Source organism: Spirulina subsalsa PCC 9445 (assembly GCF_000314005.1).
Classification (GTDB): domain Bacteria; phylum Cyanobacteriota; class Cyanobacteriia; order Cyanobacteriales; family Spirulinaceae; genus Spirulina_A; species Spirulina_A subsalsa.
On the sequence record NZ_JH980292.1, the window covers coordinates 4,766,597 to 4,782,323 of the forward strand.

A 15,727-nucleotide genomic window follows, 5' to 3' on the forward strand; every position below is an offset into this window, starting at 1 on the left:
GGATGGATTCGCACCAGATGTGTCAAACTAATTAAGGTGAGTTTTTAAGCCTGAAGCGGCGATATTTCATAGATGACAGCAGAGACAATCAATAATAACGATTTGATATTACGCAAGGACATTTTAGGCTCCCGTCGGTTTAGTAATTACTTTTGGGCTGTGATTTCCGCTATTGGTGGCATTGGCTTCTTACTGGCGGGACTGTCGAGTTACTTCCACGTCAATCTTTTAGTGGTCAGTGATACCAGTGGATTGATTTTCTTTCCCCAAGGCGTAGCCCTTTTGTTTTATGGTTTGGCCGGAACTTCCGTCACCTTGTATCTTCTGACGGTGATCCTGTTAGATGTGGGCGGCGGTTACAATGAGTTCAACAAAAAAACCGGACAGGTTAAAATTTTTCGCTGGGGGTTTCCGGGCAAAAACCGTCGCATTGAACTGGTGTATACACTGGAAGATGTCCAAGCGGTGCGGGCGGAGATTCGGGACGGACTGAACCCGAAACGGGCGTTGTACTTACGAGTGAAAAAACAACGGGATCTCCCCCTAACACGGGTTGGAGAACCTATGTCCTTGTCTGACTTAGAAAATCAGGGTGCTGAGTTAGCACGTTTTTTACAAGTTCCTCTCGAAGGACTTTAGTTCAGAAATACTGATGAAGACTATTCAAAAACCTTGGTTAAAATCTCTGTTGCTGGTAATGGTTGTAAGTGGTTTAATGTTGGCGGGTTGTGCCGATTCCGTAAACAATTCGACCCAAGCCAGTGCAGAAACCAATAATACAATTACAGCCCAAGCGAGCAATCCAGAAATGAGTACATTACCCAGATTAGAAGGCAAAGCCACTGTTGTGATGACGGTGAAGGGTTCTCCCATTACGATTGAGGTAGATGGAGAGAATGCACCGATTACGGCGGGGAATTTCGTGGATCTGGTGAGCCGTGGGGTCTATGATAACTTGGTGTTTCACCGAGTCGTGCGGGACCCTCAGCCTTTTGTGGTGCAGGGGGGGGATCCTCAAGGCAAAAACCCCAATGTTTCGGTGAATCAGTTGGGAACCGGGAGTTTTGTGGATCCCGATTCAGGGCGGCCGCGTTATATTCCTTTGGAAATTAAACCCCAAGGTGCCGATGAACCCCTGTATAGTAAGACTTTTAAGCAGGCTCGGGTTTCTGGGGCTCCGGTGTTAAATCATACTCGGGGAGCGGTGGCGATGGCGCGTTCTCAGATGCCGGATTCGGCTTCGGCTCAATTCTATTTTGCCTTAGCGGATCTATCTTTCTTGGATGGAGATTATGCGGTGTTCGGCTATGTGACGGAAGGGATGGATGTTGTGGATGGCATTCAACAAGGCGATCGCATTGACTCGGCCCGTGTAACCGCAGGTGCAGAAAATCTGAAGAGATAATTAATCCTCAATTATCAAGACTTCAAAAGCCCCGTCTCGACACTCTCCTATTAGAAGAGCGCGGAGCGCGGGGCTTCTTGGCCGAAAACTAAGACTGAGACAAACGTTGAACCGCTTGCCCTCCCAATAACCGATCTGTTTGGGCTAACAAAAAGGGGATTTTCTCCTGATGGGGACTATGGCTTAAACAGGCTTTCAAATCATAATCCAAGACCCGATCGGCTTTATTTCCTGGAAACCAATGACTCCCATTTCCTAACAAGTTATAGCGCATCTTGCCATACTCTACTAAATCATAGGCTAAGGCTAAATTTCTTAACCATAGAATCGCCGGAATATTGATTTCTCCCGGTGTTTTGTCCCATGAGGGTAAACCCTTCTGCCAAGAATAATACCAGTCCGCTCCTAACACTTCAACCGCCCTTGCTTCTAAGCGGTCTAGAATGGGCGATAAGACCTCCTTAGCCCGTTCTAGGTGATCCAAGGTTTTGAGGTGTTCATCAAAGTCAGACGGCCGCGTAGCCCCCACAGAAAGGGTGTGAATTTGGGGGTGGGATAAACAAAATAAGTCATTAAAGACCATCGGACTTAAAGGTTGGCATAACTCTACTAATTTCTGGGGAGGTTCATACAATCTTCCCCCCTTATCCGAAGGACTAATAATAAATACCCCCATATCCTGACGAGTGGCGGCCTCAATGGCTGGCCAATTGTTTTGAAAAATGTAATACCAATGGAGGTTAACATAATCAAATTCCCCCGTATTAATGGCTTGTATAATAATATTTGTGGGACCATGAGTAGAAAACCCAATATAACGAACTTTGCCCTCGGCTTGCAATTTTCGCGCTTCGGCTAAACAGCCATTGGGTTTAAAGGTATTTTCTGCAGTTTCCGGGGTATTAATACCATGAATGCCTAATAAATCGACATAATCTAACTGGAGAAAGGCTAAAGATTGCTCAAACATCCGGCGAAATTCTTGGGCATCAGGTTTAGGAACGACCTTGGTTTGTACAATGAGTTCCTCGCGAGGAAATTGGGGTAAAATTCGCCCTAACTGCATTTCTGATGTGCCATACCCTCGCGCTGTTTCAATGTGGTTAATGCCTAATTCTAAAGCCTGGCGAATGGTGGCCTCTAGATTGTGTTGACTCTCTCGGGGAATTTTCCCCCAAGGTAAATCTTGCCATTGATGTTGATAGCGCATTCCCCCACAGGAGAATAGGGGCATTTTTAACTCAGTGCGTCCAAAACGTCTATAGTCCATGTTTTTTGGTAAAGCGTTCCCTGTTGTACAAGTTATGGATTTTGGCGACATTTAGGGATTCCCCATGTCATAATGAATTATGAATCAAGCGTCTGTTTTAAGTAAGACTCATGGACTGGCAACTCTTAAGTTTAAGTTTTATTACCGTGTTTTTAGCGGAAATTGGGGATAAAAGTCAATTGGCGGCGATCGCTTTAAGTGGGAGTTCAAGATCCCCTCGGGCGGTGTTTTTCGGTACGGTGGCGGCCTTATTATTGGCGAGTTTGATTGGGGTGCTGCTTGGGGGCGGTTTGGCTCATTTCCTCAGTGCTAAACTGATTAAGGCGATCGCGGCTATAGGGTTTGCGATTTTAGCCTTGCGCATTGTTTGGACTCAGGACGAGTAAACTGCTTGAGTTTTTTCCCGACGAAGGAGATAGATGAGCAATATCCCTCTCCTTTCACTCTGGAAGATTTTAACGAATCTTCGCCATCACAGCCAACGAGAGAATCAGGATTTGAACCGGATCTGACAGAAGAGGGTGAGGAGGGACTTTAGAGCGAGGGAACTTTTAGGCGGGGAAACCGTCTAGAAGCGTTCATCCTGTCCCTTTGTTGTCTCCCATTAGCACGAGAGAAGGTGAGTATGAAATCATTCTGGACTCTGAACTATGGCTCAACGCTGCTGGGGGTGGTTATGAGTGCGATCGCCATCTCACCCGTTTGGGCTGTAGACCCGGCACCCATCACCTACAACACCCGCACCGATTGGTCTACTCCCCTCTACAATGAGTTTGATGGTTTCCATGTTAATGATCGTCATGACCGAATTAGCGGCCTTAATGGGCATTTTGTCAGCCAATGGAGTCGTTCCGGCATTCGTCTAACGGTGCGCAATTTTTGGGTCACTGGAGAAAGTTTAGTTCCCCGCACTCGTTACCGTCGCCGTTATTTTTATAATCGTCGCACGGGACACCGCTACAGTCGTTATATTCCCTACACGGATTATCAGCGCGTGCAACATTGGAGTCATCGGGATGTTTCCCCCGATGTGATCCATTTTCGTATTAATGGTGAGGCCTATGAGTACAGTGGGGGGGAAGTTCCCCCGGATTTAGCGGCCGCTTTAGCCAATGCACCCCGAGGAAATATGACCATTCGCCTTGAATTTCAAGACCCAGAAAGTGGCAGAAGACGGGCGAGTTATGATGTGGAAATTGGCGCGGGTACTGTGGCAGCATGGCGGCAGGTGTTCGGGGAGGAACGAGGCAGCAGGAGCGAGAATTAAGGCTTGATAGCAGGGGAAAGGGTCGAGAGGGTGAAAAAGAGAAGTTCCTCCATTTTCTGTGCTTCTGGGGGGCTGGCTGTGCTGTGTTTTGTTAAGAAGATTACAAGATGAATCCTTTGGGGTTGCTAAGGGCTGTGAACTACCCCACCCTGCCGAGGCGCGAGGATGGAGCTTCCTGATTCAATGGGAAGTGCTTTCTATACCGAAATATAGCGAGTCTTATCTTCCCTCCCCAGGCAGAAGTCCTAGTTCCTAAGACCCAAATTTTCTCTTGCAACACAGCCCTTTTTAGCTTGGTTTTCGCTTTGGGAGTTAGTGGTCAAGATATATTTATCTTAGCATGGATTCGCTGTCGCTCAGTATATTGCTGGGTTGCTATTCATCCCCTCCCTGCAAGCGAGGAAGGGGAATTCCGCAACATTTTTGTTAAAATGAGGACTGGGGCATAACACTGTTACTTGGTATCTCTTCTCCTGCGACCCACAATTTCGGACTAAAACTCTTTGTCACTTCTGCCAACTCTTGGAGATAGTTGGGACTGGATTCTACGGGGAAACTATTTTCTGGGGTTGCTTGGCTGTTTTGGGTGGAAAACTCGCCTGCAAATTGTTTGTTTTGGGGGGATTAACTCAGGAGTCTTTCGGAGTTGAGATGAAAAACCGGAAGGGTTAGTTAGGGTTTTGCGGTGCGTTTGACTAGGGTTTGCTGAAAAAGTCGAGGAGTGGGGAATCGGAAAGAATTATCACTTTCTTCAGCAAGCCCCAAATATTGGAGGCGCTGACGCGCAACTAGGAACTTTTTTGAAAGGGCTTTAAAAAAATGAATACAGAACAACGTCGCTTACAAGAAATCAAAGACCAAAATATCCCTTGGAAAAAATGGGGGCCTTATTTAAGTGAACGACAGTGGGGAACGGTACGGGAAGATTATAGCCACGATGGACAAGCTTGGGACTATTTTAGCCATGATCAAGCCCGTTCCCGCGCCTACCGTTGGGGGGAAGATGGCTTGGGGGGAATTAGTGATGATCACCAACTCCTCTGTTTTGCGATCGCACTCTGGAATGGTCAAGATCCGATTTTGAAAGAACGTCTTTTTGGCCTCACAGGTACAGAAGGCAATCATGGGGAAGATGTTAAAGAATATTACTTTTATCTTGACAATATCCCCACTCATGCCTATATGAAATTCCTGTATAAATACCCTCAACATCCCTTTCCCTACAGTCATTTAATCCGAGAAAATGCCCAGCGCGGACGGGAAGGAATGGAGTTTGAACTACTCGACACGGGGATATTTTCTGAAAATCGCTACTTTGATGTTTGTGTGGAATATGCTAAAGCGTCCCCCGAAGATATTTTAATTAAAATTACGGTAGATAATCGCGGGTCAGATGAGGCAACCCTGCACGTTTTACCGATGCTTTGGTTTCGCAATACTTGGTCATGGGAAGGGGGTAAAGAAAAGCCAAAATTAGAGCAAATTTCTAGCACGAATGATTTTCGCAAAATTGCCGCCCATCATCCGCAATTGGGAGAGTATTGTTTATATAGTCAGGGCAACACCTGCGTTTTATTCACGGATAATGAAACTAATTTAGACCGACTCTTTCACGTTCCCAATGAGGGAGATTATGTAAAGGATGGGATTAATGATTATGTTGTGAACCGTCAAAAAGAGGCGGTTAATCCCCATAAAACAGGGACAAAAGCCGCCCCCCATTACTTTATGGATCTACCCGCAGGAGGTCGCAAAATTATTCAATTGCGGCTCAGTCAAAACCGAGATATCGCCCAACCTTTTGGGGAGGAGTTTGAGCGTATTTTTATCACCCGCCAACGAGAAGCTAATGAGTTTTATGATCAACTTGCTCCCCGTTCTTTAACGGTAGAACAACGGCAGATTCAACGACAAGCTTTTGCGGGGTTGTTGTGGAACAAACAATATTATAACTACAATGTTGCCCAGTGGTTAAAAGGGGATGAAACCATGCCCGCCCCTGCACCAGAACGGGAATTTATTCGCAATCGGCAATGGATTCATCTGGAGAGTGAGGAGATTATTTCCATGCCGGATAAGTGGGAATATCCTTGGTTTGCGGCGTGGGATTTAGCGTTTCATTGTATTCCCTTGGCGTTAATTGATCCGGATTTTGCGAAACAGCAACTGGATTTAATGACGCGGGAATGGTATATGCACCCCAACGGTCAAATTCCCGCCTATGAGTGGAATTTTAATGATGTTAACCCCCCTGTGGAAGCTTGGGCGACTTGGCGGGTGTATAAGATTGAAAAGAAATATAGCGGAAAAGGCGATCGCACTTTTCTAGAACGAGTCTTTCAAAAACTGCTGTTAAACTTTACTTGGTGGGTGAACCGCAAAGATACCGACGGAAAGAACGTCTTTGAGGGCGGGTTTTTGGGCTTAGATAATATTGGCGTGTTTGACCGCAGCGCACAACTCCCCACGGGGGGACACTTAGAACAAGCTGATAGTACCAGTTGGATGGCCATGTATTGTTTAAATATGTTGGCTATCGCCCTAGAATTAGCCAAAGAGAACCCAGTCTATGAAGACATGGCTACTAAATTCTTTGAACACTTCCTCTATATTGCCGATGCACTCAACCATATTGGCGGCGATAAAACCCAACTCTGGGACAATGAGGAGGGATTCTTTTTTGATGTTCTCAACCTCCCCAACGGCGAACAAATTCCCCTTAAAATTCGCTCCATCGTGGGGTTAATTCCCCTCTTGGCCATTACCACCCTTGAACCCGACCTATTAGAGCAATTTCCGCGCTTTAAAGCCCGTTTAGAGTGGTTTATAGGCCATCGTTCCGACCTCAAGCGTAATGTGGCCTGTATGGAAACGAGCGGGGAGAAAGCACGGCGGATGTTAGCCTTATGTTATGCTACACGCGATCGCCTCGTCCCAGAAGACAAACTCAGACGCATCCTCAACAAACTCCTCGACGAAAACGAATTTCTCAGCCCCTACGGAATTCGTTCCCTCTCTCGTTACCACCACGATAACCCCTATAGTTTTTGGGTAGGAGACAAGGAATATCGCGTCAGTTACGAACCAGCCGAGTCCACCAGCGCCTTATTTGGCGGCAATTCCAACTGGCGCGGCCCCATTTGGCTCCCCCTCAATTTCCTGATTATCGAGGCCCTGCAACAGTTTCACCACTATCTCGGAGATCAATTCCAAGTCGAATGTCCCACCGCATCCGGTCAATGGATGAACCTCTGGCAAGTATCCCAAGACCTCTCCCAGCGTCTCATCCGTCTCTTCCTCAATAACCCCTCCGGTTGTCGTCCCGTATTTGGGGGCAATAACAAATTCCAATATGACCCCCAATGGCACAATGCCCTGTTATTCTACGAGTATTTTCACGGCGACAACGGCGCAGGCATTGGAGCCAGTCATCAAACCGGGTGGACAGGATTAATTGCCAAGTTAATCCAACAAATGGGTGAGTATGGAGGATAAAAACCCATGAAAACCGACAGCATCTTTTACCGTATCTTTCAACAATATCCCCGCAGTTTCTTTGAACTCCTGAATCGTCCTCCCACAGAAGCCAATAACTACCAATTCACCTCCGTAGAAGTCAAACAACTAGCCTTTCGCTTAGATGGTCTATTCCTCCCCGTCTCAGAGGATGCCACCCAGCCTTTTTATCTAGCCGAGGTTCAATTCCAACCCGACGAAACCCTGTACTATCGCCTTTTCGCCGAACTCTTCCTCTACCTTCGTCAATACCAACCCCCTCACCCTTGGCGAGTTGTCGTGATTTATCCCACTCGTACCATTGAACGGGAACCCCCCCAACACTTCAGGGAGTTATTGCGCTCTAGTCAAGTGACTCGGGTTTATCTCGACGAGTTAGAAGGAGTACAGGAACGTCTAGGAGTGAGTATAATTCAATTAGTGGTGGAAGAAGAGAGCCAAGCAATGGAACTGGCTCAAAGACTGATTGAACAAGCTCAAGAGGAGTTATCCCCAACAACCATTCAACGAGATATTATTGACTTAATTGAAACAATAGTCGTTTACAAATTACCCCAACTGAGTCGAGAGGAAATAGCGGAAATGTTAGGACTAACCGATTTAAAACAAACTCGTTTTTATCAAGAAGCCTTTGAAGAAGGTCGCCAAGAAGGTCGTCAAGAAGGTCGTCAAGAAGGTCGTCAAGAAGGTCGTCAAGAAGGTCGTCAAGAAGGTCGTCAAGAAGGTATAGAACAGGGCTTACAGCAAGGCATAGAGCAAGGCATAGAACAGGGGTTACAGCAAGCGCAAAGAAACCTAGTTCAACGTCTTCTAAGTCGTGGTCAGAGTCCCTCAGAAATTGCTGAGTTGCTAGACTTACCCCTAGAAAGAGTTCAGCAACTTCTCTAGGAGGGGGAGAATCAGGAGGATAAAAACCCATGAAAACCGACAGCATCTTTTACCGTATCTTTCAACAATATCCCCGCAGTTTCTTTGAACTCCTGAATCGTCCTCCCACAGAAGCCAATAACTACCAATTCACCTCCGTAGAAGTCAAACAACTAGCCTTTCGCTTAGATGGTCTATTCCTCCCCGTCTCAGAGGATGCCACCCAGCCTTTTTATCTAGCCGAGGTTCAATTCCAACCCGACGAAACCCTGTACTATCGCCTTTTCGCCGAACTCTTCCTCTACCTTCGTCAATACCAACCCCCTCACCCTTGGCGAGTTGTCGTGATTTATCCCACTCGTACCATTGAACGGGAACCCCCCCAACACTTCAGGGAGTTATTGCGCTCTAGTCAAGTGACTCGGGTTTATCTCGACGAGTTAGAAGGAGTACAGAAACATCTAGGAGTGAGTATAATTCAATTAGTGGTGGAAGAAGAGAGTCAAGCAATGGAACTGGCTCAAAGACTGATTGAACAAGCTCAAGAGGAGTTATCCCCAACAACCATTCAACGAGATATTATTGACTTAATTGAAACGATAGTCGTTTACAAATTACCCCAACTGAGTCGAGAGGAAATAGCGGAAATGTTAGGACTAACCGATTTAAAACAAACTCGTTTTTATCAAGAAGCCTTTGAAGAAGGTCGCCAAGAAGGTCGTCAAGAAGGTCGTCAAGAAGGTCGTCAAGAAGGTATAGAACAGGGCTTACAGCAAGGCATTGAACAGGGCTTACAGCAAGCGCAAAGAAACCTAGTGCAACGTCTTCTAAGTCGTGGTCAGAGTCCCTCAGAAATTGCTGAGTTGCTAGACTTACCCCTAGAACGAGTTCAGGAACTTCTCTGATGACACCCAGCCTTTTTATTTAGTTGAGGTTCAATTCCAACCCGATGAAACCCTGTACTATCGACTTTTCGCCGAACTCTTCCTCTACCTCCGTCAATACCAACCCCCTCACCCTTGGCGAGTTGTCGCTACACCCAACCTACGGGACTAGGGGACTGTTTGGGGTTAAATCTAGGGTGGCGTAGATTTGGGCGAGGGGGGCGGTGATTGCTAGGCTCTCGATCCGGGCGATCGCATCTAATCCTTGATAGGTGGCTAAAACCCAGTGTTGTTCGTCAATACGGTGAAACACTTCCACACAATAATCTTGAGAACTGACTAAAACATAATCTTGTAAACTGGGAATCCTTCGATAACTTTGGAACTTTTTCCCTCGGTCAAAGGACTCGGTTGATTCTGATAAAACTTCAATAGTGACTTGAGGGGTATCGACGTAAACCAAATTGGCATCATCACTAGGATCACAAGTGACCAACAAATCAGGATAAAAAAACCGCTTTCCCTCCTCAATTCTAACCTTAATATCTGCCATGAAGGTCTGACAGGTGGGATTTCTTAAACCACTGCGTAAGAGGAGAGCCACGTTTAAGCTAATAATATTATGAGCTTTAGTTGTCCCCGCTATTGCATAAATATCTCCCTCCCAATATTCATGTTTAATTGGGCTGTGTAGTTCACGCTCTAGGTATTCTTCGGAGGTAATTGGAGCATGGGATTGAACAGCAATCATAGTTTTTTTGGGGCTAGTAATGAGTGGGGATGGTTCTGTAATGTCTGGTTAAACGTGGGGAGTTGATAATTATTACCTATTCCCTATTCCCTTGTTGGGTTTCGCTGTCGCTACACCCAACCTACGGGATAGCGAGGAATATGATTCCTATGTTACCCCAGTCCTCAAAACATCCGATAATGGATTAGTCGTCCGTAAAGAACAGAAAAGAATGCAAATTCAAGCCCTAGATACCACCCGATTGGATTGGACCGGAGATGCACTGGCGATCGCAATCTGGGAAGGACAAACCGAAATCACCGGGGAACTCGCGACCCTTAACGAACGCTTCCAAGGCACTCTACAAGAACTCATCACCGAAACAGCATTTGAGGGCAAGTTAGGCACCCTCGCCACGGCACGCATCGGCAGTAATAGTCCCGTGCGGAAACTGATCCTCGTCGGTTTAGGCCAAGAAGAGAGCCTAGAATTAGATCATCTGCGCACCAGTGCGGCCACCATTGCCCGCACAGCCAAACAGCAAAACGTCAAAACCTTGGGCATTGCCTTACCCATCGCCCAAGATGCGGTCTTATCCGCCCAAGGAATTACAGAGGGGTTACTCCTCGCCCTCCATGTGGACAACCGCTTTAAATCAGAACCAGATCCTAAACCTGCCCAAATTGAAACCGTCCATCTGTTGGGGTTAGGGGAACAAAGCGCCGCCATTGCTCAAGCTGAGGCCATTGTTTCTGGGGTGATTCTGGCGCGGGAATTAGTGGCGGCCCCGGCCAATGTTGTCACTCCGATTACCCTCGCGGAAACGGCGACCCAATTGGCGCAAGACTACGGCCTGACGCTGGAAATTTTGGAACAGGCGGACTGTGAACGTTTGGGTATGGGTGCCTATTTAGGGGTGGCGAAAGCGTCGGATCTCCCGCCCAAATTTATCCACCTCATTTATACTCCCCAAGGCAATCCTCGGCGCAAATTAGCCATCATTGGTAAGGGGTTAACCTTTGACTCTGGGGGGTTGAATATTAAAGGGGCTGGGAGTGGTATTGAAACGATGAAAATGGATATGGGAGGGGCTGGGGCGACGTTTGGGGCGGCAAAGGCGATCGCCCAACTCAAGCCCGATGTTGAGGTTCATTTCATCAGCGCGGCGACGGAGAATATGATTAGTGGGAAGGCCATGCACCCCGGCGATATTCTCACCGCGTCTAATGGCAAAACTATTGAAGTGAACAACACCGACGCAGAAGGGCGTTTAACTCTCGCCGATGCCCTAGTATTTGCCGATAAACTGGGAGTTGATGCGATGGTAGACCTCGCCACCCTCACCGGAGCCTGTGTGATTGCCCTAGGGGATGAGATTGGGGGATTATGGACGGCGGATGACGGTTTGGCCGGGGAACTGCAAAGGGCGGCTAAAGTCGGCGGGGAGAAGCTTTGGCAAATGCCTTTAGAAGATAAGTATTTTGAGGGGTTAAAGTCTCCTATTGCAGATATGAAGAACACCGGACCCCGACCCGCTGGCTCGATTACGGCGGCGCTCTTCCTCAAGCAGTTTGTGGAAACGACTCCCTGGGCCCATTTAGATATTGCTGGGCCGGTTTGGGCGGATAAGGAAAGTGGGGTGAATAATGCCGGGGCAACGGGGTTTCCGGTGCGGACTTTGGTCAATTGGGTGTTGAGTTAAGTCTCTTTGACTGGGATTAAGACGGAGGGGAAATTACAGGGAGGACATTGATTATGCTTTCCCTACCTCTCCTGTTGAGTAACACCCCTCCGACACCCACCCTAAAGGGCAGGGTGTTGGAGAAATTCTGCAAGTGGAGATTTTCCAGAGAGTAGCGAGGTCATGGAAAGATCCAAGAAATATTACATCCGTTTATACTCTGGGGTCTCCATTTCTTTAGAAAGAATTTTTGTTAAAGATGTAAGCTCATCACCAAAAACAACCTTAATTTTGTTGTTTTTGGCTTGATTTAGAAAATTTTTAGATGACGTTGAATCGCTTTTTATTTCGCTAGTGATAAATATTTTAACACAGTGATCTTTTGAAAATATTTGAAGTTTTCATTACATTTTACTTTATAATTGCAGGGTGGTCATTGCCCACCCCACGGGGGGTTAGTGGTCGCCGACAGTGCAGACCTAAGTTGTCAAGGGGGGTGATACCCTCCCTTAACAAGCAAAAGTCATCCCCCCTAGCTCCCCTTTGGCAGGGGGGAAATACGGGGGGATGGGGTTGGGAATCAGGGTTTGTTTAGTTTTTTGTCACTGGACTGACGACGGCGATCGCGCCATTCAATCACAGAGAGGTAGAGGATTCCCCCACTGATGATGATCAGGAGGGCGATCGCCGCTAAAAAAAGAACATCAAGAACCGGAAAATTTTCCATCGTCCAATTTTCCACACTCTTAGAATCCGTTACGCGCCCACACCACCATCGCAATCGACCAAGTGAATAAAGCCAGAACGCCAACCCAACCTAAGCTTAAGATATCCATAGCAACTTCTTAAAATAATTTCATTTGCACAACTGCAAATACTATCATAACCAATGGTGTTCCCTCAAAAGTCAGACGTGGATAATTTAAACGGAGAAAGACAAGAATCCTTGAAAGCGGGGGTCTTGGGTGCGGTGAGTTTTAGTATCATGGCGACAGGGATTGCCCTGTTGCACGGTTTGTGGGTCGAATCCTTGATCTGGGATATCACGTGGCTAGTCAAAGGTGCGATCGCCCTCTTGACGGGTTTTCTCTTCGGTGTCACCTACCGCTACATCATCCGAACCGATCAAAATTCCCACCTTAACGATGGGGCTGTGTTAGCCTTTGGTTTAGTCCGGGCCGGTGCCAGAATCGAAATAGAAGCCCGTTTTACCGACAGTTTCGCCCTTTTTATCGTTTTAGGAGTTGAGAGCGTGTTTTGTTTCCTCTTCGCCCGTCTAGCCCTCGATCTGGCCTTAAATCAACAGTGGGTCAAGCCATTTAAATCTTATAATGACTAATAGTAAGCCTCTTCCCTAGCCATGACGAGCGATCGCCCAGTTCCCAAAAGATTCCCCAAAGTCCCCTTTGAACGCCGCTTTTACGGCTTTCTAATTGATTTTGTCTGTGTCTGGGTGATCAGTTCCTTAGCTGGCCCCCCGCTTCTACAAATGCTGGTATTTTTGGGTGCTTGGTTTACCCTGCGTGTGGTGGTGGTGGATCGCAATGGAGGACAAAGTTTAGGCTCTTGGTGTATGGACATTAAGGTGATGGATGTGCGCTTTCGTAAAGTCCCGGAATTATTTATCTTGCTCAAACGGGAGGCCCTACTAGGGGGAGCAGCCTTGCTGGCCATGATTGGGCTAAACCTGTTTTTTGTCAACCCTTTCTCTACCCTGTTGTTAGTATCCCCTCTCGTGGCAGGTTGTGGGGTGGCCTACGCTGATGAGGACTATAATCAAGGATTGCACGATCGGCTGTGTAATACAGTCGTCATCCAAACCAAGCGGGGTTTCTCTTTAGATATTCGTCTACGTCGATGGCTTGCCGAAGTGCGCTTTCGTATGCGAAAATAATAAATTGTGTCTTAAATACCGAGAATGGTCAGACTGGAACTATGGCAAGTAAGAAGGGCGTTAGACTAATCATTACCTTAGAGTGTACAGAGTGCCGATCCAATCCTGAAAAGCGATCGCCCGGTGTCTCCCGTTACACTACCATGAAGAACCGTCGCAACACGACCGGACGCATGGAACTGAAGAAGTTTTGCACCCACTGCAATAAACACACTGTTCACAAAGAAATTAAATAGGAGCGACTCCCTAGGATTTTACTATGGCTTACTATCGTAAACGTCTTTCCCCCATTAAACCCGGTGATCCCATTGATTACAAGGATGTTGAACTGCTGCGGAGATTTGTCACCGAACGCGGCAAAATCCTGCCTCGTCGGATCACTAATTTAACGGCAAAACAGCAACGGGATTTAACCGCATCTATCAAACGGGCGCGCTATATGGCTTTAATGCCTTATATTAATACTGAAGGCTAATCCTTGCCATGAATTGGAGGAAAAAAATTCTCTAAGCGTTTCGCTTCAGAGAATTTTCCGCGTGTCTTCCCCCGAAATTTGTTGTTTACTTTTCACTCACTATGACTCTGTTTAATGCAATTCTCGGCGCGATTAATAATCCCCAAACCATCGCCAGTGCAGCGCAGTTGGGGAGCATTGCCAGCACGGTGCAGCAACTGAGCGCCACGACGAAAACCAACCCGCAAGCCTTACAAGGTGCGATCGCCATTGTGGGGAAATATGTACGCTCTAGTTTACAGTCCGAGTGTAACAGCAAAGGGGAAGACGCAGCCCAAGCCATTGTTAACCAATACAGTGGCACTAAAGCGAATAATCAAGTGGTGCAACTGCTTTTAAGTCAGCCACAAACCCAGCAATTACTGCAAGAGGTGGAGCAAAAAACAGGCTTAAATAGTGCAACTGTACAAGCTCTGTTACCCACCCTAGTTCCCCTTGTTTTACAATTTTTGCAAAGCGGGACTTCTAACCAAAACCCTCAAAGTAGTAACCCCGTGTTGAAAGATTTTCTCGATTCTAATGGAGATGGTACGGTGGATCTCAGTGATGCGTTACAGTTGGCTGCTCGGTATCTAAAATAAAGGGTGGTGCGTCAGGATTACCAGCGTAATTATGCAATCTCCCGACGTCCTATAGTTAGGAATTGGCGATTTTGCGACTGTGTTGTATTATTCCTGTCAACAACTGATTAGCAATTGTATAAATTCCCTTCCATTTATCTCGGCGGATTTTGCGTAAATAAAACCAAGTCCCTCGGTAAAAATCGACCCAACGGCGTCCCGGATAGTCCTTTTGAATGCCACCGGGATCGAGTCGGATGTTGTCAAGATTATAGTTATTGCGGTTTAAAGGGTTGAGTTTAGTCAACCCTTCTTTCTTGGCAAATTCTTGATAGGTTAAGCCTTCGCGATTACATAACTTCGATTCCTCATAATCAATCCACTCACTCACCACCCAACTCGTACCCGCAAATAAAAACTCAGCTATATCTTTTGTCACCCTACAGTATTTTAAGCGAATCCCTACCGGAATCTCGCCCCAAGGACCATGAACCCATATAAAATCGGGGTCAAAAAATGTTTTAAAGGCTACAGGATTCCCCCCATTTATCGTGATTTTTGCCACTCTACCTACCACCCCACAACCAATAATCTTTACAGTTATCTTCATTGGTTCTTTCAATTCTTTTTCAAGATAATTTATCGAAAAATTAACTGTAAAATCAGGGATATCAATTAGCCGAATATAAAATGCTAAATCATCTAAAAATCTCCTAATTTCTGACGCACCTAATCCTCTATTGTGATCTAAATAAGAGGAGATCGGTTCTCCAAAATACAACTGATTAATACCTGTTGTTAAACAAAATTCTTGGCAGAGCTTATAAAATGTATAGGGTGAGATTAAGTTAGTTTGCGCCTGAACGATGATCGACTCTAAGATTTCCTGATGACAGTCCAAAATCTTCACCCTCCCCCTTAATGATTCCTAATTAAACACAAGGTAAGCTGTATTTATCAGTGAACTTCTGTTGATAAAATTTCACTGAATTATTTTATCAGCGAACAGAGAGTTGCTCCTATATATCTCCAGATAGAAGCTTAGGTGGATGGGACAGCAAACCTCAATCAACTCTCATAAGATATACTATCTTTACCTATCAAATAGCCTTATGTATAGCCAATCTACTTAGGGTCTG

Annotated in this window: 18 protein-coding genes and 1 pseudogene; 14 read left to right on the forward strand and 5 right to left on the reverse strand. The window is 46.4% G+C overall.

The genetic code is table 11. The features are described 5' to 3' along the window. Positions 1–72: 72 nt before the first annotated feature. Together SPI9445_RS0121745 and SPI9445_RS0121750 are read left to right on the forward strand one after the other, a co-directional pair. Positions 73–639 carry a photosystem I assembly protein Ycf4 gene (locus tag SPI9445_RS0121745; RefSeq protein WP_017306904.1) on the forward strand — a complete coding sequence of 189 codons (567 nt, stop codon included), beginning with the start codon at positions 73–75 and terminating at the stop codon, positions 637–639. A gap of 13 nt (positions 640–652) precedes the next feature. Next, entirely contained in the window at positions 653–1,405 is a 753-nt protein-coding gene (locus SPI9445_RS0121750) for a peptidylprolyl isomerase (RefSeq protein WP_017306905.1), read from the forward strand. A gap of 88 nt (positions 1,406–1,493) precedes the next feature. Here the strand turns inward: SPI9445_RS0121750 and SPI9445_RS0121755 are convergent, their stop codons facing one another. Then, complete coding sequence (locus tag SPI9445_RS0121755) at positions 1,494–2,675, reverse strand: aldo/keto reductase (RefSeq protein ID WP_017306906.1); 1,182 nt, start codon at positions 2,673–2,675, stop codon at positions 1,494–1,496. A gap of 110 nt (positions 2,676–2,785) precedes the next feature. Here SPI9445_RS0121755 and SPI9445_RS0121760 point away from each other — a divergent pair, with 110 nt between their 5' ends. The 6 genes and pseudogenes from SPI9445_RS0121760 to SPI9445_RS31500 all read left to right on the forward strand — a co-directional run. Further along, entirely contained in the window at positions 2,786–3,061 is a 276-nt protein-coding gene (locus tag SPI9445_RS0121760) for a TMEM165/GDT1 family protein (protein ID WP_017306907.1), read from the forward strand. A gap of 239 nt (positions 3,062–3,300) precedes the next feature. Continuing rightward, a complete protein-coding gene (locus SPI9445_RS0121765; RefSeq protein ID WP_164674575.1) occupies positions 3,301–3,942 on the forward strand; it encodes a hypothetical protein in 642 nt (213 codons plus the stop codon). An 819-nt stretch (positions 3,943–4,761) separates the two neighbouring features. Beyond that, positions 4,762–7,437, forward strand: coding sequence for an MGH1-like glycoside hydrolase domain-containing protein (locus tag SPI9445_RS0121770; protein WP_017306909.1), 2,676 nt, complete (start codon positions 4,762–4,764; stop codon positions 7,435–7,437). A gap of 6 nt (positions 7,438–7,443) precedes the next feature. Beyond that, complete coding sequence (locus SPI9445_RS0121775) at positions 7,444–8,346, forward strand: Rpn family recombination-promoting nuclease/putative transposase (protein ID WP_017306910.1); 903 nt, start codon at positions 7,444–7,446, stop codon at positions 8,344–8,346. A gap of 29 nt (positions 8,347–8,375) precedes the next feature. Beyond that, the gene (locus SPI9445_RS0121780; RefSeq protein WP_017306911.1) at positions 8,376–9,230 is read left to right on the forward strand and encodes an Rpn family recombination-promoting nuclease/putative transposase; all 855 of its coding nucleotides are present in this window, start codon (positions 8,376–8,378) and stop codon (positions 9,228–9,230) included. A 4-nt stretch (positions 9,231–9,234) separates the two neighbouring features. Beyond that, positions 9,235–9,357 (forward strand): annotated as a pseudogene (locus SPI9445_RS31500) (DUF2887 domain-containing protein); the annotation flags it as partial. Positions 9,358–9,369: 12 nt separating this feature from the next. On the opposite strand, the gene SPI9445_RS0121785 reads toward SPI9445_RS31500, so the two are convergent. Continuing rightward, a complete protein-coding gene (locus SPI9445_RS0121785; protein WP_017306912.1) occupies positions 9,370–9,960 on the reverse strand; it encodes a Uma2 family endonuclease in 591 nt (196 codons plus the stop codon). Between the two features lie 211 nt (positions 9,961–10,171). Here SPI9445_RS0121785 and SPI9445_RS0121790 point away from each other — a divergent pair, with 211 nt between their 5' ends. Continuing rightward, positions 10,172–11,641, forward strand: coding sequence for a leucyl aminopeptidase (locus SPI9445_RS0121790; RefSeq protein ID WP_017306913.1), 1,470 nt, complete (start codon positions 10,172–10,174; stop codon positions 11,639–11,641). A gap of 559 nt (positions 11,642–12,200) precedes the next feature. Here SPI9445_RS0121790 and SPI9445_RS30805 read toward each other — a convergent pair. Together SPI9445_RS30805 and petN are read right to left on the reverse strand one after the other, a co-directional pair. After that, positions 12,201–12,347 (reverse strand): hypothetical protein, encoded by a 147-nt coding sequence (locus tag SPI9445_RS30805; protein ID WP_017306914.1) that lies wholly within the window; start codon positions 12,345–12,347, stop codon positions 12,201–12,203. A 19-nt stretch (positions 12,348–12,366) separates the two neighbouring features. Continuing rightward, on the reverse strand, positions 12,367–12,456 hold the full coding sequence (petN, locus tag SPI9445_RS28940) for a cytochrome b6-f complex subunit PetN (protein WP_071525321.1): 90 nt from the start codon (positions 12,454–12,456) through the stop codon (positions 12,367–12,369). Between the two features lie 53 nt (positions 12,457–12,509). On the opposite strand from petN, the gene SPI9445_RS0121800 reads away from it, so the two are divergent. The 5 genes from SPI9445_RS0121800 to SPI9445_RS0121815 all read left to right on the forward strand — a co-directional run bounded on the left by SPI9445_RS0121800 (position 12,510) and on the right by SPI9445_RS0121815 (position 14,609). Further along, entirely contained in the window at positions 12,510–12,959 is a 450-nt protein-coding gene (locus SPI9445_RS0121800; RefSeq protein WP_017306915.1) for a hypothetical protein, read from the forward strand. A 21-nt stretch (positions 12,960–12,980) separates the two neighbouring features. After that, positions 12,981–13,514: an RDD family protein gene (locus SPI9445_RS0121805; protein ID WP_017306916.1), complete on the forward strand. Its 534-nt coding sequence runs from the start codon at positions 12,981–12,983 to the stop codon at positions 13,512–13,514. Positions 13,515–13,555: 41 nt separating this feature from the next. Next, positions 13,556–13,750, forward strand: coding sequence for a 50S ribosomal protein L33 (rpmG, locus tag SPI9445_RS28945; protein WP_071525322.1), 195 nt, complete (start codon positions 13,556–13,558; stop codon positions 13,748–13,750). A gap of 23 nt (positions 13,751–13,773) precedes the next feature. Further along, complete coding sequence (gene rpsR / locus SPI9445_RS0121810; RefSeq protein WP_017306917.1) at positions 13,774–13,989, forward strand: 30S ribosomal protein S18; 216 nt, start codon at positions 13,774–13,776, stop codon at positions 13,987–13,989. Between the two features lie 101 nt (positions 13,990–14,090). Beyond that, on the forward strand, positions 14,091–14,609 hold the full coding sequence (locus tag SPI9445_RS0121815) for a hypothetical protein (protein ID WP_017306918.1): 519 nt from the start codon (positions 14,091–14,093) through the stop codon (positions 14,607–14,609). A 55-nt stretch (positions 14,610–14,664) separates the two neighbouring features. On the opposite strand, the gene SPI9445_RS0121820 is transcribed toward SPI9445_RS0121815, so the two are convergent. Beyond that, positions 14,665–15,498 carry a hypothetical protein gene (locus tag SPI9445_RS0121820; RefSeq protein ID WP_017306919.1) on the reverse strand — a complete coding sequence of 278 codons (834 nt, stop codon included), beginning with the start codon at positions 15,496–15,498 and terminating at the stop codon, positions 14,665–14,667. Positions 15,499–15,727 lie beyond the last annotated feature (229 nt).

Coding starts and splice junctions, on each gene's coding strand:
- SPI9445_RS0121750 (WP_017306905.1), top strand. CDS start 653: ATGAAGACTATTCAAAAACCTTGGTTAAAATCTCTGTTGCTGGTAATG.
- SPI9445_RS30805 (WP_017306914.1), bottom strand. CDS start 12,347: ATGGAAAATTTTCCGGTTCTTGATGTTCTTTTTTTAGCGGCGATCGCC.
- SPI9445_RS0121775 (WP_017306910.1), top strand. CDS start 7,444: ATGAAAACCGACAGCATCTTTTACCGTATCTTTCAACAATATCCCCGC.
- SPI9445_RS0121770 (WP_017306909.1), top strand. CDS start 4,762: ATGAATACAGAACAACGTCGCTTACAAGAAATCAAAGACCAAAATATC.
- rpsR (WP_017306917.1), top strand. CDS start 13,774: ATGGCTTACTATCGTAAACGTCTTTCCCCCATTAAACCCGGTGATCCC.
- rpmG (WP_071525322.1), top strand. CDS start 13,556: ATGGCAAGTAAGAAGGGCGTTAGACTAATCATTACCTTAGAGTGTACA.
- SPI9445_RS0121780 (WP_017306911.1), top strand. CDS start 8,376: ATGAAAACCGACAGCATCTTTTACCGTATCTTTCAACAATATCCCCGC.
- SPI9445_RS0121815 (WP_017306918.1), top strand. CDS start 14,091: ATGACTCTGTTTAATGCAATTCTCGGCGCGATTAATAATCCCCAAACC.
- SPI9445_RS0121755 (WP_017306906.1), bottom strand. CDS start 2,675: ATGGACTATAGACGTTTTGGACGCACTGAGTTAAAAATGCCCCTATTC.
- SPI9445_RS0121765 (WP_164674575.1), top strand. CDS start 3,301: ATGAAATCATTCTGGACTCTGAACTATGGCTCAACGCTGCTGGGGGTG.
- petN (WP_071525321.1), bottom strand. CDS start 12,456: ATGGATATCTTAAGCTTAGGTTGGGTTGGCGTTCTGGCTTTATTCACT.
- SPI9445_RS0121745 (WP_017306904.1), top strand. CDS start 73: ATGACAGCAGAGACAATCAATAATAACGATTTGATATTACGCAAGGAC.
- SPI9445_RS0121760 (WP_017306907.1), top strand. CDS start 2,786: ATGGACTGGCAACTCTTAAGTTTAAGTTTTATTACCGTGTTTTTAGCG.
- SPI9445_RS0121805 (WP_017306916.1), top strand. CDS start 12,981: ATGACGAGCGATCGCCCAGTTCCCAAAAGATTCCCCAAAGTCCCCTTT.
- SPI9445_RS0121785 (WP_017306912.1), bottom strand. CDS start 9,960: ATGATTGCTGTTCAATCCCATGCTCCAATTACCTCCGAAGAATACCTA.
- SPI9445_RS0121800 (WP_017306915.1), top strand. CDS start 12,510: ATGGTGTTCCCTCAAAAGTCAGACGTGGATAATTTAAACGGAGAAAGA.
- SPI9445_RS0121790 (WP_017306913.1), top strand. CDS start 10,172: ATGCAAATTCAAGCCCTAGATACCACCCGATTGGATTGGACCGGAGAT.